Genomic DNA, 22426 nt, shown 5'->3' on the forward strand with positions numbered 1-22426 from the left:
TGCTGCAACCAGTGTGAAAGTAGGTTATCGTCAGGCTTGTTATTTGGTGAAACAGCCCCCGGCTGTTTCTCCTTGAGAAAAACCCGATCAGCAATGGTCGGGTTTTTTTTCGTCTGGTGGTTTTGTTTGGCGCTGTGGTGGTGCTGGTGGTGGCTGTCGGCTTACGCGCGTAGCGCTAAGCCGACCTACACCGACCTGCGGTCAGAGCGTCCATAGCGCCAACGCAAAAGTCATCGCCAACGTGCGAGGCGGGGGGGATGCGCCCCAGTGGGGCACATCCCGATCACGAAGTGACTGACCCCGGCTGTTCAGCCACTGCCTATGTCACAGGCGAAAAAAAAGCAGCGCTACGCGCTGCCTTCCTGTCTTTGCATCCCTTTTATTGACCGGCCACCACCGGCGTGGTGCCGCTCCTGGCGACCCACTCGATCAGCGCATCGACGGCGGCGCGGCCATTGCCATTGCCCACCAGGTCGCTATTGATCATGGCGACCACCACGCATAACTGGTTGTTGGCGTCAGGCACATAGCCGGCGATGGCCACCACATTCTTTAATGTGCCCGTCTTGATGCGCGCGCGCGCGGCGGCCGGGCTGTTCAGCAGGCGCTTGCGCATGGTGCCGTCCAGTGCGACGATGGGCAGGCTGGACTGGAACTCCGGCGCCCACGGACTTTGCTGCATCGCTTGCAGCACGCCTGCCAATTGTGCTGGCGCAATGCGCCCCGTGCGCGACAAGCCGGAACCGTTGTCAATCAGCATGCCCTGGGTGTCGATATGGTGCCGCTGGAACCATTCCTGGATGACCAGTCGCGCCCGATTGGCCGTATCTTCCGGCACCGCCATGGCAACGGGACGGCTGCCCAGCCAGCCATCGCTCTGCAAGCTGCCCAGGCTCAGGAACAAGGTGCGGGCCAGGGTGTTGTCGGAGGTCTTGTTGATATCGCGCAGCACTTCCGGCAAGGCACGCGCCACATGGTCGGCCAGCATGCGCGTGCCGACCGGCTCGGCCGTCGGCGGCAAGCCCGTAAACGGTGCTTCGCGCACCGTCCCTGTGATCGTGCCACCCAGGCGTTTCCAGGTGGCACGGAACAGCCGGTCTGCATAGTCGTTGCGGTCGAGCACGTTGATGCTGGTGGCCTTGCTGCAATTTTGTGGGAAGGTACCGTGCAGTATCACCTGCAGCTTGCCGCTCGCATCGCGCCGGTATTCCGGCGGGCGCCAGCCGTCTTCCCATTTGGCACAGCTGCCCTTAACCAGTTTCATGTCGCTGGTGATGCTGACGTTCTCCAGCGGCGGCTGCATCAGGATGCTCAATTGCCGGTCCGTCGAGTTCATGTTGATATCGAGCAAATTGGTGTTCAGCAACAAGGCATCGGGGATGACGTTGTAGCGGAACTCGGCCGACTCATCGAAGGGCGGCGTACCGATATCGGGCCGGGCTGGCTGGAACAACTGGCGGTCGAGGATCAGGTCGCCTTTGATTTTCACGATGCCCTGGTTACGCAGGGTTTGCAGCATGTGTGCCAGCACGTCCGCGTTGAAATCCGTGTCGGCGCCGCCGCGCAGGATCAGGTCGCCTTTCAGTACGCCATTGATGACGTCGGCGCTGGTGCGCAACTCCGTGCGGCCGCGAAAGATGGGACCCAGTTGCTCCAGGCCCACGGCCGTCGTCACCAGCTTCATGGTGGAAGCGGGCTGCATGCTGCGCTCGGCGCCGTGCGACAGCACGGTGGCGTTGCCACGCAAGACGATGGCGCCCATGGCGTCTTCGGGAATATTCGCGCTGCGCAGCAGCAGGCTGACGGATTCGGGCAATTGCGCGTGGGCAGTCGACAGGCCAAGACCCGCCAACAGCGCAGCCATCAGAACAGGACGTAACATGGTGCTCCTTAGTGGAAAAAGACGTAGGCGACAAAGACGGCCGTGACCACGCCAGCGAAATCGGCGATCAGGCCGGCCGTGATGGCATAGCGCGTCTTGCGGATGCCGACGGAACCGAAGTACAGGGCCACGATATAGAAAGTGGTGTCGGCCGAGCCCTGGAAGACGCAGGCCAGCCGGCCGACGAACGAGTCGACGCCGTAGGTGTTCATGGCGTCGATCATCATGGCTTTCGAGCCGGAGCCGCTGAGCGGCTTCATCATGGCCGTCGGCAAGGCCGGCACGAAGTCCGTATTGATGCCCAGGTTGGCAAAGAACCAGTTCATGCCGCTCATCAGGAAATTGAATACGCCCGCATTGCGGATCACGCTGATGGCCACAAGCATGCCGACCAGGTAGGGAATCACGGTAATCGAGGTCTGGATACCGCCTTTCGCCCCTTCGATGAAGGCGTCATACACGTTCACCTTCTTGCGCAGGGCGCCGATGATGAAGATGGCAATGACGCTGATCAACACCAGATTGCTGACCACCTTGGACACCAGCTCGATTTCCTGTTTCGTCAGATATTGCGTGAAATACCAGATCATGGCAACGATGGCGCTCGTCATGCCGCCCATCCAGCTCAGGACGACGCGGTTGAGCAGGTTGATGCGTTGCTTGATGGATACCGTGATGATGCCGACCACAGTGGCCACATAGGTGGCGATCATGCAGGGGATAAAGATGTCGGACGGGTCGGCTGCGCCGAGGATGGAGCGCTGCGCCATGATGGCCAACGGAATCAGGGTCAGGCCCGAGGTGTGCAGCACCAAAAACATGATTTGCGCATTCGTCGCCTCTTCCTTGTTCGGGTTCAAGGTTTGCAGGCTTTCCATGGCCTTCAAGCCGAACGGCGTGGCCGCATTGTCCAGGCCCAGCAGATTGGCCGAGAAATTCATCACCATGTGGCCCGTGGCCGGGTGGTCTTTCGGAATTTCCGGGAAAATGCGCGAAAAGAAGGGCGCGATGACTTTCGCCAGCCAGCCGACGATGCCCGCCTTTTCACCGATGTTCATGATGCCCAGCCACAAGGTCATCACGCCCGCCAGCGGCAGGGCGATATCCATCACGCCCATGCGCGCCGTTTCGAATGTGCCGTCGATGATGCGCTTGAAGATATCGGTATCGCCGAGAAACAGCCACTGCAGCACTGCGGCCAGGAAGCCAACGAGGAAAAAGCCGGACCAGATGTAATTAAGTGCCATATGCGATCAGTTCTGTGTATCGGGAGTGAAAAATGTCTGCAAACAAAGTATAGGGGCAGCCCGATACGAGTTGATGAAAGAATGCAGCAATCGCATGCCAAAAAGTTATAAGCTGGCAGCCTGTTTTCATTGGCGCCCCGTCGCTTGCCCGCGTAGTGTGGGGGATGCCTGTCGCTTATCGCTGTTCGTTACCCTTGTCTGCACTGGATCACTGATGATGTTTTTCCGCAAAACCGCCTGCGCCGCCGGCCTGGCCCTGTTGACGCTGTTCGCTGTACCGGCCCACGCCGCCACCGATGCCCGCGCGAACAAGACCTTGCACTTGTTTTTGAGCACCAGCGAGACGGGCCTGGACCCGGCCGTGGCGTCGGACCTGGCCAGCCTGAATTTGATGGAAAACATTTTTGACCCCTTGCTGCGCTACGACTACCTGGCGCGTCCCGTGCAGCTGCAGGGCAATACAGCGCGCGGCATGCCGACCGTGGAAGATGGCGGACGCACGTATATCTTTCACTTGCAGCCCGGCATTCTCTTCACCCCCGATCCCGCTTTCAAGGGCCAGCCGCGCGAAGTGACGGCGCAGGATTATGTGTACAGCCTGACGCGGTTGTATGACCCCAGCCTGAAGTCGCCGTGGCTGTTCTTGCTGGAAGACAAGCTGGTGGGCGATGCGGCCCTGAAAACCAAATTCAGCTACAACACGCCGATCGCCGGCTTGCAGGCGCTGGACAAATACACCTTGCGCATCCGCCTGAACGGCGTCGACCCGAATTTCCTGTTTTACCTGGCCATGCCGGCGACAGCTGTGGTGGCGCGCGAAGTGGCCGAAGCGTACCCGGCGGCAGGGCAGATCGGTAATCACCCCGTGGGCACGGGGCCGTTCCTCGTCAAGGAATGGAAGCGCAGCGACAAGATCGTGCTGCAGGCCAATCCGACTTTCCGTCCCACCGTGTTCCATACCGAGGCCAAGGCGCTGGCCGCCTTGCCGCTTGACGCGCGCGCCATCGCCAGCGCGCTGGAAGGCAAGCAATTACCGCTGGTCGAGCGCATCGAAGTGCGCATCGTCGAGGAGTATCAATCGCGCATGCTGGGTTTTCTGAAAGGCGAATTCGATTACCTGGAGCAAGTGCCGGAATCGATGACGGACATGGTGCTGGAAAACGGCACCCTGAAACCGGCGCTGGCCGCCAAGGGCTTGCAACTGACGCGCTTTCCCGTGCTGCAAACGTATTACATGTGGATGAATATGGACGACCCCGTGCTGGGCGGTACGAGCAAGGACAAGCTGGCCCTGCGGCGCGCCATCGCGCTCAGCTACAACAGCCGCGAAGACATCGCGTTATTAAAAAAAGGCCTGGCCTTGCCGGCGCAATCGCCGCTGCCGCCGAATGTGCTTGGTTACGACAAGCACTACCGCAGCCCTGTCGGCTACGACCCGGCGCTGGCGCGCGCCTTGCTGGACCGCTTCGGCTACAAGGTGGGCGTCGATGGTTTCCGCACCCAGCCCGACGGTACGCCCTTGTTGCTCACCATGCACACGGAGCCGAGCACGGTGGGACGCCTGCGCGACGAACTGTGGCGCCGCAACCTGAACGCCATCGGCCTGCGCGTGGCATTTAAAAGCGACAAGAAGACGGAGATCATCAAGGCGTCACGCCTGGGCAAGGTGCAGATGTTCGAGACCAACTGGATCGCCGACTTCCCCGATGGCGATAACTTTATGCAATTGTTGTATGGCGGCAACGTTGGCCGCGCCAACTATGCCCGCTTCAACTTGCCCGATTACAATAAACGCTATGAGGAGGCGCGCCTGCTATCCGATACGCCGCGCCGACGCAGTCTGTACTTCGACCTGTTTCAGCTGATCCACGCTTACACGCCGTGGGTGTTGCTGACGCATCCCATCTCTGCCGACCTGCAGCAACCGTGGCTAAAAAACTACAGGCGCCACCCCGTGGAATTCACGTCCTGGCGCTATCTGGACGTCGATCCCACCAAGGGCCGCCCCGCAGGCAAGTGACCACGTCGCAGAAAAGGGCATTCATTCCAAAAAGTTATGGTTAGGAAAGCATTTTTCATTGGCTGGCTGCGGATGCATCGCGCTACTCTGAAAATGAAAACAAATAAAGTCATGCGCAAATGTCATAAAAAAATGTACTGCGAGACAGACGTTGCGACATATCTAACAGCCTGACTTGAGAACTCAAGTTTCGATTGCCCAACAAGGAGAAGACCTGTGAAATTGAAGAAGCTAGCGCAGTTGGTGGCATTGATGGGGGTAGTGGGGCCGGTGATGGCACAGGAAGCGGCGGCGCCAGCGATGCAACGGGTCGAAGTGACGGGCAGCAGCATCAAGCGCGTGGCCAAGGAAGGCGCGCTGCCGGTGCAAGTCATCAGCTTTGAGCAGATGGAAAAGCAGGGCATCACGACGGCTGAGCAACTGGTGCGCACCCTGTCGGCGAATGGCACGGGTGCCGAGAACATGACTTCGGGCAATAACGTGTTTGGCGCCGATGCGGACCGCCTGGCTGGCGGCGCCTCGTTCGCCTCGCTGCGCGGGCTGGGACCGGGCGCGACCCTGGTGCTGCTGAACGGCCGCCGCGTCGCCACGCATGGCGCCAGTGGCCGCGCGGTCGACTTGAACTCCATTCCGCTCGGTGCAATCTCGCGCGTGGAAATCCTCAAGGATGGCGCGTCGGCCATCTACGGCACGGACGCCATCGGCGGCGTGATCAATTTCATTCTGAAAACCAATTACAGCGGCGTGGAAGCGTCCGTTTCCACCAACGACACGCAAGCGGGCGGCGGCGCCACGCGCCGCGCTTCCATCCTGGCCGGCACGGGCTCGCTGGAAGAGGACGGCTACAACCTCATGGCCAGCCTGACCGTCGACAAGGCGCAGCGCCTGAACGGCAGCGACCGCTCCTTCGTCAACGGCTACCAGCCGGGCCGGGGGCTGTCGCCGGACACCACGGGAACGCCGTTTGCCAACCAGATGGCGGGGGCCGGCACGGCATTGGGCACCGCGTTCCAGCTGCCTGGCGACCCGAATCAATACCTGCAAGCCAATCCCCTGAGCTTCCAGGGCAAGTGCGACAGCGTCGCAGGCATGTCGCAATACCAGACGGCACTGTGGAAAGACGTGACGTCGCCGTTGCGCACCAAGTATTCGTGCGCCTACGACTATGGCGCCGACTATGTGCTGCAATTCCCTGTTGAGCGGGCCAATTTCCTGTCGCGCGGCACCTTCAAGCTGGCGCCCGACCATCGCATGTTTGTCGAGGTGCTCGGTTCGCGCACCAAGGCCACGGCGATTTTGACGCCGATGCAGGTGCAGACGAGCATTGCCAACAAGGCCGTCTACCCCGTGGGCGGTGCGTATTACCAGGATTTGTCGGCCTACATCCCGTCGTTCGACAAGACCAAGCCGATTGCCTACAAATGGCGCGCGAATGACGTGGGCAACCGCACGCAGGAAAACACCACCGACAATGCGCGCGTACTGCTGGGTTTTGAAGGCAACTTCGGCAAGTGGGATTACAAAACCGGCGTTTCCTACGCACAGAGCACCACCAAGACCAAGCTGACCGATGGCTATTCCTACACGGACAAGTTGTACGCGGCCCTGGGGACAGGGATCATCAATCCGTGGGTGGGCGCGGGCCAGAGCCAGACGGAAGCGGCCAGGCAATTGATTGAGTCGACCAAGTTCCGTGGCGCCTTCCAGCATGGCAAGACGACACTGACGCAGATAGACGGTTCCGTTTCGGGCGAACTGTTCCAGCTGCCGGCTGGCGCTGTGGCGATGGCGGCCGGTTTTGATTTGCGCCGCGAGGGCTACAGTTTCGGACAGGATGTCGATGCCAACCTGATTCTGTTGGCACCAGGAAATGCCGCATTGAAGGATGTCAGCCGCAACGTCAAGGCCGTGTATGCCGAGTTGCTGGTGCCGATCATGAAAGACCTGGAAATGCAGCTGGCCGTGCGTCGTGATGATTACAGCCAGGTGGGTGCCACCACGAATCCGAAGATTGCCTTGCGTTACCAGCCTGCCGACTTCATCCTGTTCCGCGCCTCGGCCAGCAAGGGCTTCCTGGCACCGAGTTTCGACCAGCTTTATTCAGGTGTATTGACGCAGGAATTGCCGAATGGTGTGAAAGATCCGGAAGGCTGTATCAAGCATCCCGGCGTGAAGGAATATTGCAGCATCGATCGTCTCAGCTACACGACGGGCGGCAACCTGAATCTGAAGCCGGAGACGTCGAAGCAGGGCAGCGTCGGCATCGTCATCGAACCGGTGAAGGGTTATTCCGCCTCGTTCGATTACTGGGCCATCAATACCCAGGACCAGCTCCTGAAACGCACGCCGCAAGTCGTGCTGGCCAATTACCAGGCGCTGAACCAGTATATTTTCCGCAAATCTGATGGCGTCATCGATTACGTACAGGCGGGCTGGTTCAATGCGGGCGGCAGCCGCGTGCGCGGCCTGGACGTGAGCTTGCGCGGCGAAGGCAAGGTCAATGACGCGAAATGGACGGCGACCCTGGACGGCACGTATATGGACAGCTTCAAGTTTGCCGAATACAAGGGGCAAGAATACAAGGAGCTGGTGGGCAATTTCTATACGCGTGATTTGTATTTGCGTTGGAAACACAATGCCAGCTTCGGCGTCTCGCGCGGCGACTGGAGTGGCTTGCTGATCCAGAGTTTTGCTTCCGGCTACAAGGACCAGGTACCGAATGACGGCAAGGGCACGCCGCCGCCGGGCTTCAAGACCGATGTGTCCAGCTACACCACGTATAACTTGTCGGGCACGTACACGGGCTTCAAGAATACCACCTTGACCCTGGGCATCCAGAACCTGTTCGACCGCGATCCACCGTTCACCGCGCACAACGTGGATGAAGTGGTGGGTGCCGGCTGGGATCCGCGCGTGGCCGACCCGCGTGGCCGCGCCTTCACTTTCCAGCTGAAGTACAAGTTCCTGTAAGGCAGCGCTGCCGGCGGCGATCCTGTCGGCATGCTAACCTCGTGCGGCGGCGCCTGGCGTCGCCGTTTTTTATTTCAGGAAAGGGCCGCATGTCCAGTCAGACCAATCTCAGCCGGCGCCGCTTTGGCGGCTTGCTGGCCGCGACCTTAGGGGCGGCAGGCACACCGGCGTGGGCGGCGGCCGCACAAGGGAAGGGCAAACGCATGCAACAGCCACACGCATTGATCAAACCGGCGCGCTTGCGCGACGGCGACCTGGTCGCCATCATCGCACCGGGCGGTTTTACGGATGAGGACGCCATCGCCAAGGCCCAGCGCAATATCGAATCGCTGGGTTTGCGCGCCAGCATGGGCACCAACATCCGCGCCGTGCACGGTAACTATGCGGGCACGGTGCAGCAGCGTCTCGACGACCTGCACGCGGCGTTCCGCGACCCGGACGTCAAGGCGATCTGGGCCATCCGTGGCGGCTCCGGCTGCATTTCGCTGCTGGCGCTGCTCGACTATGCCTTGATCCGCGCCAACCCGAAAGTGCTGATCGGCTATTCCGACATCACGGCCCTGCACTTGGCCATCGCCAGTCAGACGGGCCTGGTGACCTTCCACGGTCCCGTGGCTTCGTCCACGTTTTCCGACTACACGGTGACGCAGCTGCGCAATGTGCTGATGACGCCGCAAGACAGTTACACGATCCCCATGGCACTGGAGAATCACCGCCGCGCGCAGACGCAGCCGAATTTCGCCATTCGCACCGTGCATGGCGGCCAGGCGACGGGACGCTTGACGGGCGGCAACCTGTGCATGGTCAGCGCGCTGGCCGGCACGCCGTATGCGGCTGATTTCCGCGAACACATCCTTTTCCTCGAAGAAATCAATGAAGTGCCGTATCGCATCGACAGGATGTTATGCCAGCTCGACCTGTCCGTGGGGTTCAACAAGGCTGCGGCCTTGATGCTGGGCATTTTCGAGCATTGCGAGGCGGCCGAGGGCGACACTGCGCTGAGCCTCGATGCAACCCTGGACCAGCATTTGCAGCCTTTACGCGTGCCGGCCGTCAGCGGCTATTCGTTTGGCCACATCCGCCACCAGTTCACGCTACCGATGGGCATTTTGGCGACCCTGGATGCGGACCGGCAAACCTTGACCTTGCTGGAGCCGGCCGTCTGCTAGCGCACGGTGCAGCAGGGCGATTGTCAGTATGCTAGTGTGATAAGGCGTGGCACGAGGCCGCGCCGACTTCTTCACCGCACCCGACATGATCAACCGCCACGCCAGTACCTATATCCTCAGCCATCCGCTGGCCTTCGTGCTGCAGGTGCTGAAGGGATTTCGCGCCAACCAGGGCTTGCTGCTGGCGGGTGCCGTCGCGTACTACTCGCTGCTGTCCATCGTGCCCCTGCTGATGCTGGTGGTGGTGGCCCTGTCGCACGTGATCGCGCAGGATGAATTGTTGCAAACCATAGGCCATTACCTGGAATGGCTGGTGCCGGGACAATCGAAGGCCATCGTGGGCGAGATCGCGCATTTTCTCGACAACCGGGGCGTGATCGGCTGGCTGCTGCTGCTGACCATGCTGTTTTTCAGCTCGCTGGCGTTTACCGTGCTGGAAAACGCCATGAGCGTGATTTTCATTCACCGCGTCGCCATCCGCCGCCGCCATTTCCTCATTTCCGCCGTGCTGCCGTATTGCTACATCCTGTGCCTGGGCGTGGGCATCCTGCTCATTACCCTGGTGGCGGGCGGCCTGCAGGTGATGGGCGAGGAAAGCGTGCGCTTCTTGCGCCACGACTGGGGGCTGGAAGGCGTGTCCGGCGTGCTGCTGTATCTGTTGGGGCTGGGCGGCGAAATCCTCGTGCTCAGCTCGATTTACCTGGTCATGCCCGTGGGGCGCTTGTCGATCACGCATGCGCTGATCGGCGGCGTGACGGCGGCCCTGTTGTGGGAAATCGCCCGCCACGTGCTGGTCTGGTATTTTTCCACCTTGTCGCAGGTCAACGTCGTGTATGGCTCGATGACGACGGCCATCGTCGTCATGTTCAGCCTGGAAATCGGCGCCACCCTGCTGCTGCTGGGCGCGCAAGTGATTTCCGAATATGAAAGAGTGGCCCGTGGCGGCGAAGAGGACAAGCCGCTGGCGCTAAGGACTTGATTTAAAAAAGGTTGTTGCGTTGCACAAAAGGCTGTGCTATACTCCGTTCAGTGATTGAGATTTGGCAGCAAATCATCTCACCATCCAGTTTCAGCGCGGCGACCGACAGGTGTAATGTCGATGGCGTGACAGAGCGAAGAGTGGATTTTGTAATTCCGGATACGATGGTCGATTTACACCTTGGAGTCACCATGCAGATAGCATGGGAGTCCGAAAATCAGGAGGCACTTTGCAGATAGCACTGGCGTCCATGACACGATTAAAGCATTGGTAATACATTGGAACGAAGCCCGCGCTAGCGGGCTTTTTTTTCGTCTGGTGGGCGCGTTTATAAACCTACTGCGCAGCCCGCTATCGAATCGGCGTTACTCGCCGTACCGAAGTACGGCTGCGTTACTCAATCCGATATCGGGCTTGCTCGCTACGGTTTCTAAAAGCGCCGAGACTTCGACTGCTTTTATAACGCTCTGGCGATGAGTATCTTCTGAATATCGCTGGTGCCCTCATAAATCTGGCACACGCGTACGTCGCGGTAGATGCGTTCGACGGGGAAGTCGGATACATAACCGTAGCCGCCGTGCACCTGGATGGCGTCCGAGCATACTTTTTCCGCCATTTCCGACGCAAACAGCTTGGCCATGGCCGCTTCCTTCAGGCAGGGCAGGCCCGCATCTTTCATCGACGCCGCGTGGCGGATCAGCTGGCGCGCCGCTTCGATTTGCGTGGCCATGTCGGCCAGGCGGAATTGCACGGCCTGGTGTTCATAAATGGGTTTGCCGAAACTTTCGCGTTCGCGCGCGTACTGCAGGGCCGCTTCATACGCGGCGCGCGCCATGCCCACGGCTTGTGAAGCGATGCCGATGCGTCCGCCTTCCAGGCCGGACAGGGCGATCTTGTAGCCTTGTCCTTCTTCGCCTATTAAATTTTCCGCCGGGATGCGGCAATTGTCGAACAGGATTTGCGCCGTGTCCGACGAATGCTGGCCCATCTTCTGTTCCAGTCCCGCCACGATGTAGCCAGGTGTGTTCGTCGGCACCCAGAAGGCGCTGATGCCGCGCTTGCCGGCCGCCTTGTCGGTGACGGCCATGACGATGGCGACGTCTGCATACTTGCCGCTGGTAATGAACTGTTTCGTGCCGTTGATGACGTAATCATTGCCGTCGCGCGTGGCCGTGGTGCGCAGGGCCGAGGCGTCGCTGCCCGTGTGCGGTTCCGTCAGGCAAAATGCCCCCAGCATGGCGCCTTGTGCCAGCGGTCGCAGCCATTGCTCCTTTTGCGCATCGTTGGCGTACATCATGGCGATGCTGCACACGGGGCAATTATTCACGGAAATGATGGTCGACGTGCCGCCATCACCGGCAGCGATTTCTTCCAGCACCAAGGCCAGCGACACGTAGTCGAGGCCAGCGCCACCGAGCGCTTCCGGCACGGCCACGCCAAAGGCGCCCAGCGCGGCCAGTTCCTGCAATTCTTCCTTGGGGAAATGATGTTCCTTGTCCCAGCGGGCCGCATTGGGCGCCAGGCGCTCGCGCGAAAAACTGCGCAACGCTTCCTGGATCATCGATTGTTCTTCATTGAGTATCATGGACGTCGTCTCGTATATTTTTATCGTGGATGCGGGAATTACCAGGCGATGGGCTTGCCATCGTAATTGCGGAACACGGCCTTGTCCGTGGCCGGCAGGCTGGCCAGCGTGGCGCGGATGCCGGCTGCGCTTTCTTCCGGGGAAATATCCGCGCCGGCGCCGCCCATGTCCGTGCGCACCCAGCCCGGGTGGAAGGCCACGCAGCTGACGCCTTGCGGGCCATGCACGAGGGCCGTGTCGATCAGCACGGAATTCAAGGCGGCCTTGCTGGCGCGGTACAGCGAACCGCTGGGGTTGCCCCGCTCGCTCAGGGAGCCCATGTGCGAGGACAGCACTGCCAGCTTGCCTTTTGCAGACGCCACCAGTGGCGCCAGCATCGGCAGCAGCCGCATGGCCGCCAGCACGTTCGTGTGCATGACGGCATCGAAATCTTCTTGCGTGGGGGAGCCATCATGACGGGGGCCATACACGCCCGCGTTGAGGATGGCCACGTCGAGCTTTTCATCGTCGAGCTTCCAGCCCAGGGCGGCACAGCCTTCCACATCCGTCACGTCGAGCTGATGCGCTTCCGCACCCAGTTGCCTGAGGGCATCGCAAGCGTCCGGCGTGCGCGCCGTGGCGATGACACGCCAGCCAGCGTGGCGGTATTGACGGACGATTGCGTGGCCGATGCCGCGCGAGGCGCCGATGATCAATGCGGTAGGCATGTTTTTCTCCCTGAGTAATCAATGAAAAGGCGCGCAGCAAACGTGTTCACGCCGCGCGCGCCTGTCGTCAACAGAGCAGCTTATACCAGTTCGATCGCCATCGCCGTCGCTTCGCCGCCGCCGATGCACAGGGCCGCCACGCCGCGCTTGCCGCCGGTTTTCTTCAAGGCGCCCAGCAGGGTGACGATGATGCGCGCGCCCGAGGCGCCGATCGGGTGGCCCAGCGCACACGCGCCGCCGTGGATGTTGATCTTGCTGTGTGGAATGTCGAGGTCGTGCATGGCGGCCATCGGCACGGCGGCGAATGCTTCATTGATCTCGAACAAGTCCACCTTGCTGCTGCTCCAGCCCGTTTTCGCGTACAGCTTCTTGATGGCGCCGATAGGAGCCGTGGTGAACTCGTTCGGCGCCTGCGCGTGCGTGGCGTGGCCGTGGATTGTTGCGATGACGGTGCAGCCGAGCTTTTTCGCCGTCGATTCGCGCATCAGCACCAGGGCGGCCGCGCCATCGTTGATCGACGAAGATGAGGCGGCCGTGATGGTGCCGTCCTTCTTGAACGCCGCTTTCAAGGTGGGGATTTTTTCCAGGCGGGCCTTTTGCGGGCCTTCATCGATGCTGACGATGGTGTCGCCGCCGCGGCCGGAAACGGTCACGGGCACGATTTCCCATTCGAAACTGCCATCCTTGGTGGCCGCTTGCGCGCGTTTCACCGATTCGATGGCAAACGCATCCTGCGCTTCGCGCGTGAAGCCGTACTGGCTGGCGCACTCTTCGGCAAACGTGCCCATTGAGCGGGCATTGCCCTTCTCATCGCGGCTGTAGGCGTCTTCCAGGCCATCCATCATCATGTGGTCATAGATCATGCCGTGGCCGATGCGGTAGCCGCCACGCGCCTTCGGCACCAGGTAGGGGGCGTTGGTCATCGATTCCATGCCGCCCGCCACCACCACGTCGGCGCTGCCGGCGAGCAAGGTGTCATGCGCGAACATGGTCGTCTGCATGGCCGAGCCGCACATTTTTGACAGGGTCACGGCGCCCGTGGAATCGGGTAAGCCAGCCTTGCGCAAGGCTTGGCGCGCGGGCGCCTGGCCCTGGCCGGCCATCAGGCAATTTCCGAAAAACACGTGTTCAACGGCATCCGGCGCCACGCCGGAGCGTTCGACGGCGGCGCGGATGGCCACGGCGCCCAGATCGCTGGCGGTGACGTTGGCAAAATCGCCCTGGAAGGCGCCCATGGGGGTGCGCGCGGCACCGACGATTACGACTGGATCATGCATGTTGGATCTCCGGTTGGGGGTGGGAAGGTACTTGCTTACAAAAACGCAGGTGCTGCGGATACGGGAAGACGTCCTCGATATGGCCGTCTTCGATGCGCTGCTTGCGCGCCTGCCAGTATTGCGCCGTCAGCAGGTCGGCATGGTGCTGCATGAAATACTTGCGGATGCGTGGATTGCCGAGCAGGAAGGTACCGAATTGTTCGGGAAACACATCGTGCTTGCCGATGGGATACCACGGTTCGGCCGACATTTCTTCCTCCTCCGTGCGCGCCTGGGGAATGACGCGGAACTGGCAATCGGTGATGTACTCGATTTCATCGTAATCGTAAAAAACGACACGCTGATGACGGGTCACGCCAAAATTTTTATACAGCATGTCGCCCGGAAAAATATTCGCCGCCACCAATTCCTTGATGGCGTTGCCGTACTCGATGATGGCGTGTTCCACCAGGTCGTCGCGGCCTTCCTTCTCGGCATTGCTCAGCCACATGTTCAGCGGCACCATGCGCCGCTCGATGTACAGATGGCGGATGATGATCTGCTCCTGGTCTTCTTCGATCAGCGAGGGGGCGAACTGCTTCAGCTCGGCCAGCAGTTCCGCGGCAAAACGGTCGCGCGGAAAGGCCACGTTGGAATACTCGAGCGTGTCGGCCATGCGGCCCACGCGGTCGTGGTGTTTCACCAGCAAATACTTTTGCTGGACTTGCGCGCGGGTGGTTTCCTTGGGAGGAGGAAAGAAATCCTTGATCACCTTGAAGACATACGGAAACGACGGCAGGGCAAACACCAGCATCACCAGGCCGCGGATGCCGGGCGCGCTTTCAAAGTGGTCCGACGAGTGTTTTAAATGCTGCAGGTAGTCGCGGTAAAACAGCGTCTTGCCCTGTTTTTGCAGGCCCAGTATCGTATAAATTTCGCTGCGCGGTTTGCGCGGCAGCAAGCTGCGTAGGAACTGCACATAGGCCGACGGCACTTCCATATCGACCAGAAAATAGGCACGCGTAAATGAAAACAGCACGGCGATCTGCTGCTGCTCGAACAGCACCGTGTCGAGCACCAGCTTGCCGTGGCGGTTGTGCAGGATCGGCACGACAAACGGATATTCGCGGTTGCCGTTGATGCCCTTGCCGACCAGGTAGGCGCCCTTGTTGCGGTAGAACAAACTGGTCAAGACCTGGAGCTGGTGGTTCGGCTCGATCCGGTCGCTGCCGAACAGCTGCTGCAGACGTGCTTCCACCTGGGCCACGTCACGCTCCAGGTCGGCAAATGTGCAGTCCAGCTGGAAGTTGCCCAGCATGCGCGTCAGGGTATGGCGCAAGCCATCCTTGCCCGGGTAGTACACGCGGTAGGTGGGCACCGGGTCTTGTGTCTCGATGTATTCCGTGGAAACGACGGGACGCACGAAAATATAGTCGTTATTGAAATAAGTGCGGTGCAGGATGTTGCAGCAGACGGAATTGAAGAAGGTTTCCGCCAGTTCCGGCTGCTTGTGTTCCGTCAGCATGCCGATGTAGTGCAGCTTGAGTTCGCGCCACACTTCGTCGCTCAACTCCGACTCTTCGTACTCATCTTCGAGCATTTGCACGCATTCCTGCACGCGCTTGTCATAAAAGTCGATGCGTTCGCGGGCTGCCGTCTGTGCCGCGCTCCAGGCGCCTTGCTCGAAATACCGCTTGGCGTGCTGGCTCGTTTCACGGAACAGACGGTAATGCTTGTCAAAGCCATCGCGGATGGTGCGCGCGATATCGAATGCAATCTGGGAAGAAAGCAATTTGGGGAAGGCAATTTGCGTCATAGTTGTGCTCGCATGAATGGCTCATCACCCAGTCGATAACCGCGCGCCCGTGCTTACTTGGTTTCCGCAAACAATTCGCGGCCGATCAGCATGCGGCGGATTTCGCTGGTCCCGGCGCCGATTTCGTACAGCTTGGCATCGCGCCACAGGCGGCCGGCCGGATACTCATTGATATAGCCGTTGCCGCCCAGGGCCTGGATCGCTTCGCCCGCCATCCAGGTCGCCTTCTCCGCACTATACAGAATGGCACCGGCCGCATCCTTGCGCAACTGGCGCACGGCTTCCGGCGTGGTGGCGCGGTCGCAAGCCTGGCCCACGGCATACACATAGGCCTTGCACGCCATCATGGTCGAATACATATCGGCCAGTTTGCCTTGCATCAATTGGAATTCGCCGATGGCCTGGCCGAATTGCTTGCGGTCATGTACGTAAGGCACGACCAGATCCATGCAGGCCTGCATGATGCCCAGCGGACCGCCGGACAGCACGGTGCGCTCGAAGTCGAGGCCCGACATCAGCACGTTGACGCCCTTGCCCAGGCCGCCCAGCACGTTTTCGGCCGGCACTTCGCAATCCTGGAATACCAGTTCGCCCGTGTGCGAGCCACGCATGCCCAGCTTGTCGAGCTTTTGCGCGATGGAAAAGCCCTTGAAATTCTTTTCGATCAGGAACGCCGTCATGCCGCGCGCGCCCGCTTCCAGGTCGTTTTTCGCGTACACCACCAGCACGTCCGCGTCGGGACCGTTGGTGATCCACATCTTGGTGCCGTTCAAGACCCAGCGGTCGCCCTTGAAGTCGGCGCGCAGCTTCATGCTGACGACGTCCGAGCCCGCGTTCGGCTCCGACATGGCCAGCGCACCGATATGCTCGCCCGTGATCAGTTTCGGCAGGTACTTCGCCTTTTGCTCGGCCGTGCCGTTGCGCTTGATCTGGTTCACGCACAGGTTCGAGTGGGCACCATAGGACAGGCCGACGGACGCCGAGGCGCGCGAGATTTCTTCCATGGCGATGATGTGCGCCAGATAGCCCATGCCGGCGCCGCCGTATTCTTCGCTGACGGTGATGCCGAGCAAGCCCATGTCGCCCATCTTGCGCCACAGATCCATGGGGAACTGGTCGGTGCGGTCGATTTCGGCCGCGCGCGGCGCGATTTCGGCGGCGGCAAATTGTTGGATCGCTTCGCGCAGCGAGGCGATGTCGTCGCCGTGGTCAAAGGTCAAGCCTGGGAGATGGAGCATGTCGTCCTCGTCGTTATAAGTGTGGCGGTCATGGGTGCCGGGTCAGTGAAGCTATGATACTCAGTTGTGACGTTTACGTAAACGTAAAGTGAAGCGCGGCCAGACGGCGCCCGGCAGCCGTGTCCTAGATGGCGTGCGCCTTGGCATCGTTCAAGTCCGCCAGCATGCGCGCGCACGCGTCCTCATGCGCGCTGATTTCCGCCAGCGCCATTTCGATATCGATGCGCTGCTGCTCCAGCGTCTGCCGGTGCTGCGCCAGCACACCCAGGAAACGGTCCATTTGCGCGCGCGTGTCCTTCGGCGACTCGTACATGTCGACCAGGCTCTTGATCTCCGACAACGCCAGGCCCAGGCGCTTGCCGCGCAGGGTCAGTTTGAGGCGGGTGCGGTCGCGTGGCGTGTAGACGCGGCTGCGTCCGCCTGCGCCTTCGCGCTTCGGACTGAGCAAGCCCTGGTCTTCATAGAAACGGATGGCGCGTGCCGTGATGTCGAATTCCCGCGCCAGTTCGGTAATGGTATAGGTCGTCATTGCTGCGGGCGGTGTCGGTTGCATGGGTGATCGGTCGATAGATGGGTGCTGCGGGGCAGGCGGGTGGCAAAGTGCCGTTTACGTCAACGTCAATACTATTGTAGCGTGCCCTGCTCGTGCTGCAACAAAGAAAAAAACGTGTGCGGAGAGGGAAATTTGGTGAATAAGACAACAGTTACTGAAAATAAATTGATTCTTCTTGCGCAAACGCGCTTAAGATCGAGAGTTGGTGGCCAAGATGACACCAAATAGAGCTTTCCTGGCATAACGGCGACATTCTTTTCGCTGCGATGGCAGTAAAATTTTTGGGGCAGTAGGCAGGATCAAAAAACAACGTTTCACTATGAGCACGTTGTGCCAGTTGTTTCCATATTGAAAACAAAATGGCCCTTCTGAAAACTTTGTCTACAAGAAATTGTATGACATGGGCATTGCGTGTATCGGTAGAGGAGGGCATTATCCGATACCGTACGTTGTAATGCCAAACCGAGGCTTTGAATCGTGCTGCAGTGCGAAAATCAAGGCCAGCCGCGAATTTGAACCGAAGCCACACAGAATCACAAGAGAAAATTTGGACCGCTTTTGCACCTGAAAAGCCTGGCCGGAGTGTTAATTGTTAATTTATACTCTTTTCAAATGTAACAATCTGTATGGTCATTCAAGAAACTGACTTTCATGTTACAACATGAAATAGTACACCTATGAATTCTTCTAACGAACGCGAAAGCTTCAGCCAACGACTTCAGTTGGCTCTCAAAAACGCCCATTACTCTCCAGACAGCCCGACCAGACTGGCCCGGGAATTCAACATCCGTTTCGACGGACGCCCGATTACCGTGCATGCAGCTAGGAAATGGTTAGTAGGTGAAGCAATTCCCACGCAAGAGAAATTGCGCATGATTGCCCAATGGTTGGGTGTTCCGGCGGAATGGTTGCGTTTTGGCGGCCCGGAAAGCGCCACGCCGAATGGCGAAGCGGGCAGCGCTTTATCGCGTTTTGAGTCTGCCGATGTGAAATTAATTGCCGATTTGCAAAGATTGGATGAACATCATCGTCAAATCGCGCGTGAATTTATTCGCATGCTGGTCAGAGTCAACTACCAAAAGTAAGCATTCAGGCCCTCCCCGGCCGGCGCCGTCGGCTTTTTGCTGACGGTGCTCTCCCTGTCCTTTTATTTGCGCAGCGTCATACTGGAGACATGATTTTGCCGCACAATAAGACTTCGCATGTTGCGCTGCAGCGGAATTATTTGACAATAATCCCGTACGCAGCGGCGCAGCGCGCCAATACCAGCGCATAATCACAGCAGAAGCAGCCAGTTCATCCACTACGGAGCCGAGCATTTGAGCCGTCTTATGAAAAGTAACTACAGCAATACCGCGCAGCTGAAGGACTTGATGACCGTGCCCCCCATGACTGCCGCGCAACATGCGGAAGTGATGCGCAAACGGATCGCCCACCGCAGGATGGTTGAAGAAGCCAGGGATTTGAAGCAGGCCAGTGCCCATCAGTTCGACAAGAGGTGAGTGGTGGATGTCTGAGCTAAGCTGCTGCGCGTCGCGCTTCTCAGCCACAAATCGCTGCCGTTCGCTACGCTTTTGTCAGGCATCGTGACGCCAACTACATCGTGACGTCAACTACTGGATAGGGTGTCGCCAGTGGACTTAAGACCATTCCACCGCGGCGCCAGGCTGTGCTCGATGCCGAGCAGGTCGATGACGCGCGCCACCGTATGGTCGACCATTTCCGCGATGCTCTGCGGGTGGTGATAAAAACTCGGTAATGGCGGGAAGATGATGCCGCCCATTTCGGTCACGGCCGTCATATTGCGCAGGTGCGCCAGGTTGAACGGCGTTTCGCGCACCATCAGAATCAGGCGCCGGCGCTCCTTGAGCACCACATCGGCGGCCCGCGTAATCAAGTTATCCGACAAGCCATGCGCCACGGCCGCCAGCGTCTTCATCGAGCACGGCGCGACGACCATGCCATCCGATTGAAACGAGCCGCTGGCGATCGACGCGCCGATATCGCGCAGCTTGTGCACCACGTGCGCCTGCGCTTCGATTTCCTTGCGCGCCACGCCCGTTTCCTGGTGCAGGGTCAGTACGGCCGCATCCGACAAGACCAGATGCGTTTCGACGCCAGGGATGGCGACCAGCAATTGCAGCAGCCGCAAGCCATACACGGCGCCTGTGGCGCCCGTGATGGCGATGACGATCCTGCGCGGCCGCGCAAGCTGGCTATCAGGCATCGATCAGGGTTTTCAGTTCGCCCGATTCAAACATTTCATTCATGATATCGGAACCACCGATGAATTCGCCTTTCACATACAACTGCGGAATGGTCGGCCAGTTCGAATAATCCTTGATGCCCTGGCGCACTTCCGGGTCATCCAGCACGTTGACGGTAGCGATGTTTTCCACGCCGCAGGCCTTCAGGATCTGGATGGCGCGGCCGGAAAAGCCGCACTGCGGGAATTGGGCGGTGCCTTTCATGAACAGCACGACCGGCGTGCTCGTCACGGTTTCTTTGATCCAGGTTTGTACGTCGCTCATAGCTGCCTCTGATGGGTAAATAAATAGATGCCGTCATTTTATAAGAAAACGACGGCACGGGTATGCGCTCAAGTCATAAATCGGGCAAGTCAGCCACGCCGGCAAGCCGGCATGGCGCTTAACCGCGCAGCTTGGCGAAGGCGGCGGCCATGCTGCCGGCCGGCTCGGGCGCGTTGCGCGATTGCGACTGGTGCTGCGCCATGCTGCGGCGGTCGTTGCGGTCGCCCTTTTGCTCGGGCTTGCTGCCCGCCTGCGGCGCGCTGTCCGTCAGGCGCATGGTCAGCGCGATGCGTTTGCGCTTTTCATCGACTTCCAGCACTTTCACGCGCACCACTTGTCCCGCTTTGACCACCGTGTGCGGGTCTTTCACAAACGTGCTCGACAGGGCCGAGATGTGCACCAGGCCATCCTGGTGCACGCCGATGTCGACGAAGGCGCCAAAGGCGGCCACGTTGGTGACCACGCCCTCGAGAATCATGTCTGGGCGCAAGTCGCGGATTTCTTCCACGCCTTCCTTGAAGGTGGCCGTGGTGAATTCGGGGCGCGGGTCGCGGCCCGGCTTTTCCAGTTCCTTCAAAATATCGGTAATGGTTGGCACGCCAAACGTTTCATCGGCATACTTTGCCGGGCTGAGGGTTTTCAGCAGCGCCGTTTCGCCGATGACGGCCTGGATATCCTTCTTGATGTCCGCCAAAATCTTTTCCACCAGCGGGTACGATTCCGGGTGGACGGCCGAAGCGTCCAGGGGATTCTCGCCGCCCATCACGCGCAAGAAGCCGGCCGCCTGTTCGAACGTTTTATCGCCCAGGCGCGGCACGGCTTTCAGGGCCGCGCGCGAGGTGAATGCGCCCTTCATGTCGCGGTAGCTGACGATGCTTTGCGCCACGCTGGCCGACAGGCCGGACACGCGCGCCAGCAGCGGCGCCGACGCCGTGTTCACGTCCACGCCGACGGCATTCACGCAATCTTCCACCACGGCGTCGAGCGAGCGTGCCAGCTGGCTTTGGCTGACGTCGTGCTGGTACTGGCCCACGCCGATCGATTTCGGGTCAATTTTCACCAGTTCTGCCAGCGGGTCTTGCAGGCGGCGCGCGATCGACACGGCGCCGCGCAGGGACACATCCATGTCCGGCAATTCCTTGGAGGCGAATTCGGAGGCTGAATACACCGACGCGCCCGCTTCCGAGACGACGATCTTCGTCATCTTCGCTTCCGGGTGCTGCTTGATCAGGTCCTGCGCCAGTTTATCGGTCTCGCGCGAAGCGGTGCCGTTGCCGATCGAGATCAGCGACACATTGTGCTTGGCGGCAAGGCGGCCCAGCGTGTGCAAGGAGCCATCCCAGTCATTTTTCGGCTGGTGCGGGTAGATCACGGCCGTGTCGACGACTTTACCGGTCGCATCGACCACGGCGACCTTGACGCCCGTGCGCAGGCCGGGATCGAGGCCCATGGTGGCGCGCTGGCCGGCCGGCGCGGCCAGCAGCAGCGCTTTCAAATTGGTGGCGAAGACGTTGATCGCATCGAGTTCCGAGCGTTCGCGCAGCGCGCCCATCAGTTCCGTTTCCAGGTGCATGAAGCTTTTCACGCGCCAGGTCCAGCGCGCGGTATCGGCCAGCCACTTGTCGGCCGGGCGGCCTTGTTGCTTGATGCCGAAGCGGACGGCGATGCGGCCTTCGCACGGGTTGTGCGGCGCATCCCATTTCGGTTTTTCCGCTTCCGTGTCCAGGCGCAGGGTGACGTCGAGGATGCCTTCGCGGCGGCCGCGCAGCAGCGCCAGCGCGCGGTGCGATGGCACAGTCGAAATGGTTTCCGAGTAGTCGAAATAATCGGCGAATTTTTCGCCTTCGTCCTGCTTGCCTTCCACTACTTTCGATTCGACGATGCCGTGTTCCTGCACGTATTCGCGCAAGGTTTGCAGCAAGGTTGCGTCTTCGGCGAAGCGTTCCATCAGAATCTGGCGCGCGCCGTCGAGGGCCGCCTTGGTGTCCGCCACGCCAGGATTATTCCCGTCGGCACTGGTAAACGCGTCGCGCAGGAACTTGCCCGCTTCCATTTCCGGCGTCAGTTCGGGATTGTCCAGCAAACAGTCGGCCAGCGGCATCAAGCCCGCTTCGATGGCGATCTGCGCCTTCGTGCGGCGCTTCTGCTTGTAGGGCAGATACAAATCTTCCAGGCGCGTCTTGTCTTCCGCGTGCATGACGGCGTCGAGCAGCTCGGGCGTCATCTTGTTCTGTTCCGTGATCGAGGCCACGATGGCGGCACGCCGCTCTTCCAGTTCACGCAGGTAGCGCAAGCGCTCTTCGAGCAGGCGCAGCTGGATATCGTCGAGGCCGCCGGTCGCTTCCTTGCGGTAACGGGCGATGAAGGGCACGGTGGCGCCTTCGTCGAGCAGTTCGATGGCGGCGGCAACCTGCACCGGTTTGGCGGCAAGTTCAAGGGCAAGGCGTTGTTCGATAGTGGGCAGCATGGTTGT

At 60.1% G+C, this 22426-nt stretch carries 17 protein-coding genes; 6 read left to right on the forward strand and 11 right to left on the reverse strand.

Translation table 11 applies throughout. The features are described 5' to 3' along the window. Window positions 1–379: 379 nt before the first annotated feature. Together dacB and ACP7EG_RS23315 are read right to left on the reverse strand one after the other, a co-directional pair. Window positions 380–1882 (reverse strand): D-alanyl-D-alanine carboxypeptidase/D-alanyl-D-alanine endopeptidase, encoded by a 1503-nt coding sequence (gene dacB / locus ACP7EG_RS23310; RefSeq protein ID WP_426089492.1) that lies wholly within the window; start codon window positions 1880–1882, stop codon window positions 380–382. Window positions 1883–1890: 8 nt separating this feature from the next. Then, window positions 1891–3129, reverse strand: coding sequence for a nucleoside recognition domain-containing protein (locus tag ACP7EG_RS23315; RefSeq protein WP_096232693.1), 1239 nt, complete (start codon window positions 3127–3129; stop codon window positions 1891–1893). Window positions 3130–3346: 217 nt separating this feature from the next. Here ACP7EG_RS23315 and ACP7EG_RS23320 point away from each other — a divergent pair, with 217 nt between their 5' ends. The 4 genes from ACP7EG_RS23320 (at window position 3347) to ACP7EG_RS23335 (ending at window position 10267) form a co-directional block, all read left to right on the forward strand. Then, on the forward strand, window positions 3347–5149 hold the full coding sequence (locus ACP7EG_RS23320) for an ABC transporter substrate-binding protein (protein WP_426089628.1): 1803 nt from the start codon (window positions 3347–3349) through the stop codon (window positions 5147–5149). A gap of 216 nt (window positions 5150–5365) precedes the next feature. Further along, on the forward strand, window positions 5366–8119 hold the full coding sequence (locus ACP7EG_RS23325) for a TonB-dependent receptor (protein ID WP_426089493.1): 2754 nt from the start codon (window positions 5366–5368) through the stop codon (window positions 8117–8119). Window positions 8120–8208: 89 nt separating this feature from the next. Beyond that, the gene (locus tag ACP7EG_RS23330; RefSeq protein ID WP_426089494.1) at window positions 8209–9288 is read left to right on the forward strand and encodes a S66 peptidase family protein; all 1080 of its coding nucleotides are present in this window, start codon (window positions 8209–8211) and stop codon (window positions 9286–9288) included. A gap of 85 nt (window positions 9289–9373) precedes the next feature. Then, entirely contained in the window at window positions 9374–10267 is an 894-nt protein-coding gene (locus tag ACP7EG_RS23335; RefSeq protein ID WP_116742783.1) for a YihY/virulence factor BrkB family protein, read from the forward strand. A 457-nt stretch (window positions 10268–10724) separates the two neighbouring features. Here the strand turns inward: ACP7EG_RS23335 and ACP7EG_RS23340 are convergent, their stop codons facing one another. The 6 genes from ACP7EG_RS23340 to ACP7EG_RS23365 form a co-directional block, all read right to left on the reverse strand. Next, complete coding sequence (locus ACP7EG_RS23340) at window positions 10725–11852, reverse strand: acyl-CoA dehydrogenase family protein (RefSeq protein WP_426089495.1); 1128 nt, start codon at window positions 11850–11852, stop codon at window positions 10725–10727. Between the two features lie 38 nt (window positions 11853–11890). Beyond that, window positions 11891–12559 (reverse strand): SDR family oxidoreductase, encoded by a 669-nt coding sequence (locus tag ACP7EG_RS23345; protein ID WP_426089496.1) that lies wholly within the window; start codon window positions 12557–12559, stop codon window positions 11891–11893. Between the two features lie 80 nt (window positions 12560–12639). Beyond that, window positions 12640–13836 carry an acetyl-CoA C-acyltransferase gene (locus ACP7EG_RS23350; protein ID WP_426089497.1) on the reverse strand — a complete coding sequence of 399 codons (1197 nt, stop codon included), beginning with the start codon at window positions 13834–13836 and terminating at the stop codon, window positions 12640–12642. Further along, window positions 13829–15631, reverse strand: a complete 1803-nt coding sequence (gene aceK, locus ACP7EG_RS23355; protein ID WP_426089498.1) for a bifunctional isocitrate dehydrogenase kinase/phosphatase — start codon at window positions 15629–15631, stop codon at window positions 13829–13831. Before aceK ends, ACP7EG_RS23350 begins: the two co-directional genes overlap by 8 nt. A gap of 53 nt (window positions 15632–15684) precedes the next feature. After that, complete coding sequence (locus tag ACP7EG_RS23360) at window positions 15685–16869, reverse strand: isovaleryl-CoA dehydrogenase (protein ID WP_131689793.1); 1185 nt, start codon at window positions 16867–16869, stop codon at window positions 15685–15687. A 124-nt stretch (window positions 16870–16993) separates the two neighbouring features. Further along, window positions 16994–17398, reverse strand: coding sequence for a MerR family transcriptional regulator (locus ACP7EG_RS23365; protein WP_426089629.1), 405 nt, complete (start codon window positions 17396–17398; stop codon window positions 16994–16996). A gap of 701 nt (window positions 17399–18099) precedes the next feature. On the opposite strand from ACP7EG_RS23365, the gene ACP7EG_RS23370 reads away from it, so the two are divergent. Both ACP7EG_RS23370 and ACP7EG_RS23375 read left to right on the forward strand, forming a co-directional pair. Then, window positions 18100–18507: a hypothetical protein gene (locus tag ACP7EG_RS23370; RefSeq protein ID WP_034753756.1), complete on the forward strand. Its 408-nt coding sequence runs from the start codon at window positions 18100–18102 to the stop codon at window positions 18505–18507. Between the two features lie 246 nt (window positions 18508–18753). Then, window positions 18754–18924: a hypothetical protein gene (locus ACP7EG_RS23375; RefSeq protein ID WP_426089499.1), complete on the forward strand. Its 171-nt coding sequence runs from the start codon at window positions 18754–18756 to the stop codon at window positions 18922–18924. A gap of 107 nt (window positions 18925–19031) precedes the next feature. On the opposite strand, the gene ACP7EG_RS23380 is transcribed toward ACP7EG_RS23375, so the two are convergent. The 3 genes from ACP7EG_RS23380 to ACP7EG_RS23390 all read right to left on the reverse strand — a co-directional run bounded on the left by ACP7EG_RS23380 (window position 19032) and on the right by ACP7EG_RS23390 (window position 22420). Next, window positions 19032–19649: a UbiX family flavin prenyltransferase gene (locus ACP7EG_RS23380; RefSeq protein WP_426089500.1), complete on the reverse strand. Its 618-nt coding sequence runs from the start codon at window positions 19647–19649 to the stop codon at window positions 19032–19034. Beyond that, window positions 19642–19953 carry a Grx4 family monothiol glutaredoxin gene (grxD, locus tag ACP7EG_RS23385; protein ID WP_071074969.1) on the reverse strand — a complete coding sequence of 104 codons (312 nt, stop codon included), beginning with the start codon at window positions 19951–19953 and terminating at the stop codon, window positions 19642–19644. Before grxD ends, ACP7EG_RS23380 begins: the two co-directional genes overlap by 8 nt. A gap of 118 nt (window positions 19954–20071) precedes the next feature. Further along, window positions 20072–22420, reverse strand: coding sequence for a Tex family protein (locus tag ACP7EG_RS23390; RefSeq protein WP_426089501.1), 2349 nt, complete (start codon window positions 22418–22420; stop codon window positions 20072–20074). Window positions 22421–22426: the final 6 nt, after the last annotated feature.

The organism is Janthinobacterium sp. PSPC1-1, assembly GCF_049897625.1.
Taxonomy (GTDB): Bacteria; Pseudomonadota; Gammaproteobacteria; order Burkholderiales; family Burkholderiaceae_D; genus Janthinobacterium; species Janthinobacterium tructae.

Coding starts and splice junctions, on each gene's coding strand:
- aceK (WP_426089498.1), bottom strand. CDS start 15,631: ATGACGCAAATTGCCTTCCCCAAATTGCTTTCTTCCCAGATTGCATTC.
- ACP7EG_RS23390 (WP_426089501.1), bottom strand. CDS start 22,420: ATGCTGCCCACTATCGAACAACGCCTTGCCCTTGAACTTGCCGCCAAA.
- ACP7EG_RS23345 (WP_426089496.1), bottom strand. CDS start 12,559: ATGCCTACCGCATTGATCATCGGCGCCTCGCGCGGCATCGGCCACGCA.
- ACP7EG_RS23365 (WP_426089629.1), bottom strand. CDS start 17,398: ATGACGACCTATACCATTACCGAACTGGCGCGGGAATTCGACATCACG.
- ACP7EG_RS23370 (WP_034753756.1), top strand. CDS start 18,100: ATGAATTCTTCTAACGAACGCGAAAGCTTCAGCCAACGACTTCAGTTG.
- ACP7EG_RS23335 (WP_116742783.1), top strand. CDS start 9,374: ATGATCAACCGCCACGCCAGTACCTATATCCTCAGCCATCCGCTGGCC.
- ACP7EG_RS23360 (WP_131689793.1), bottom strand. CDS start 16,869: ATGCTCCATCTCCCAGGCTTGACCTTTGACCACGGCGACGACATCGCC.
- ACP7EG_RS23380 (WP_426089500.1), bottom strand. CDS start 19,649: ATGCCTGATAGCCAGCTTGCGCGGCCGCGCAGGATCGTCATCGCCATC.
- dacB (WP_426089492.1), bottom strand. CDS start 1,882: ATGTTACGTCCTGTTCTGATGGCTGCGCTGTTGGCGGGTCTTGGCCTG.
- grxD (WP_071074969.1), bottom strand. CDS start 19,953: ATGAGCGACGTACAAACCTGGATCAAAGAAACCGTGACGAGCACGCCG.
- ACP7EG_RS23320 (WP_426089628.1), top strand. CDS start 3,347: ATGTTTTTCCGCAAAACCGCCTGCGCCGCCGGCCTGGCCCTGTTGACG.
- ACP7EG_RS23350 (WP_426089497.1), bottom strand. CDS start 13,836: ATGCATGATCCAGTCGTAATCGTCGGTGCCGCGCGCACCCCCATGGGC.
- ACP7EG_RS23330 (WP_426089494.1), top strand. CDS start 8,209: ATGTCCAGTCAGACCAATCTCAGCCGGCGCCGCTTTGGCGGCTTGCTG.
- ACP7EG_RS23375 (WP_426089499.1), top strand. CDS start 18,754: ATGAAAAGTAACTACAGCAATACCGCGCAGCTGAAGGACTTGATGACC.
- ACP7EG_RS23340 (WP_426089495.1), bottom strand. CDS start 11,852: ATGATACTCAATGAAGAACAATCGATGATCCAGGAAGCGTTGCGCAGT.
- ACP7EG_RS23315 (WP_096232693.1), bottom strand. CDS start 3,129: ATGGCACTTAATTACATCTGGTCCGGCTTTTTCCTCGTTGGCTTCCTG.